We start from the raw sequence: 1,696 nt of genomic DNA on the forward strand, positions 1-1,696 counted from the left end.
TTCCAAGATTTGCTGAAGGTTAGTAGACAATGCTGCTAACTTGCCTTGCAATTCGTCAATACCAGCGTTCTCCACTTGTTTTTCGACAACTGCAACTTGATTCTCAAAGCCATCAATGTCTTCATCGATGCCTTCAGAATATTGGTCAAAGCGAGCCTCTAAAGCTACTGATTGAGTAACCGCTGATTCGACATTTTCTTCTAAAGCCTCGAGACGAGAGAAGAATTCGGATGCGGCCCATATACCACCACCAATAGTAGTTGCAAAGGACGCTAGAATTGCAATCCAAACGCCTTTGAATTTTGTACCACCAACATCTAACTCAATATCTTCTATGGCCATAACTTGTTTCTTCTTGTTCCTCAATCATTGCGATTGCCGCTTTATTAATCATTACAATATCATACGCTGTACCGGTGTACATAGTATCTAGTTTATATATGGGCAGAAATGATCTACCGTCATTCATTAAGTCACTTAATCTCTGACCTTCAGCAAGGTAAATATAAGCACCTTGCATTTTTTTGACATTGGTCACCCCGTCCATCAGGGTGACCTGTACCATTGTTAAATCATTACGTGTAATTTCCATAATTCTATTTATTATGCCCCTGGCTCAATATAACAAGGCATATTCGGATCTTGCGATTGATATGTCTGGAAGATTGTGCTGTTCTGTACAATCTGACAACTTGTAATTGAATCTTGTGTTGGACCAGTTACATAGAATCCACTTTGGTTACCAGCCTGATTCAAGAACTCAGTAGTCACAAGTTTCGTTGAGATATCTTGAACATACATAGTGCTGTTCATTGATGTGAAGTCAACGACCAAAGCAGCCTGATAACCTGTAAATGCTACAGGATCTTCAATACGATCTAAGAATAAAGCATCAGCATTCAAGAAGTCAACGCCGTCTGCATCTGCCATAGACTGAAAGTTTTGAACCAACTGTGGATCATTATATACGGCTGCAACACCAGCAAATTGGTCTGCCGCACCTTGCAATATACTCAATGAGTTGTTATAGTCAACTACATTTGTCTGTGTCATGAGCACATTATTATTAGTCACGTATGCTTGCAACTGTTGACCTTGTACAGCATCACCGCTCAATTGAACTTGCTGTGCCATGTTGCTAATGTGATTTGCAACTGCAAGAGGTGTTGCTGCTGCTACATACTGATCAACCGCTACATCCATTGCATTCTGCGCATTGACGTACTCTTCACCAAAATACTCTTCAGCAGTTTTCGAAAAGACGTCGGCCTGTACTTCACCAATTGCTGCATTGTACGCATCTTTCTGTGCCGTAGTTACCATTGTTGCTTGCACAGTAAGATAGCTATATGGTGATACGTGGCCAGCGCCTGCTGATCCTGCATAACCACCAACTCTTTTTAAACCTCTATCGAATGTGTCTTGTAGACTTGCACTTGCTGCTACAAGATTGTCGACACTAGTCCACTGAATCGGTCCTGCTAGTGCGGAAGCGCTCACTGATACTAATGCTATCGCCGCCATTAGTTTCTTCAGCTTCATTTGTTTCTCCTATTCCTAAAATTGTATCGTAAAAGTTCTTCTTTTTACTATAGTCAGGAATATAGACGTCAGGCTGGTTTCTCATCGCCAGCACTGCGTTCTTGCCAAACACCATTTTGCCCTTTACTAAAATAGGACAAGGGTTGCCTGATAT

Annotated in this window: 4 protein-coding genes; all 4 read right to left on the reverse strand. The window is 41.4% G+C overall.

Translation table 11 applies throughout. The annotated features are described in order from the left end of the window. Positions 1–342, reverse strand: a 342-nt coding sequence (locus tag AAFM34_RS20155; protein ID WP_341665939.1) for a hypothetical protein, incomplete at its 3' end; no start/stop codon positions are given. Then, on the reverse strand, positions 323–592 hold the full coding sequence (locus tag AAFM34_RS20160) for a hypothetical protein (protein WP_341665941.1): 270 nt from the start codon (positions 590–592) through the stop codon (positions 323–325). The genes AAFM34_RS20160 and AAFM34_RS20155, both read right to left, overlap by 20 nt. Before the next feature lie 11 nt (positions 593–603). Then, positions 604–1,542: a hypothetical protein gene (locus tag AAFM34_RS20165; RefSeq protein ID WP_341665943.1), complete on the reverse strand. Its 939-nt coding sequence runs from the start codon at positions 1,540–1,542 to the stop codon at positions 604–606. Beyond that, on the reverse strand, positions 1,460–1,696 hold a 237-nt coding region (locus AAFM34_RS20170), incomplete at its 5' end, for a hypothetical protein (protein WP_341665945.1). The genes AAFM34_RS20165 and AAFM34_RS20170, both read right to left, overlap by 83 nt.

This window comes from Vibrio sp., from assembly GCF_038138445.1.
Taxonomy (GTDB): Bacteria; Pseudomonadota; Gammaproteobacteria; order Enterobacterales; family Vibrionaceae; genus Vibrio.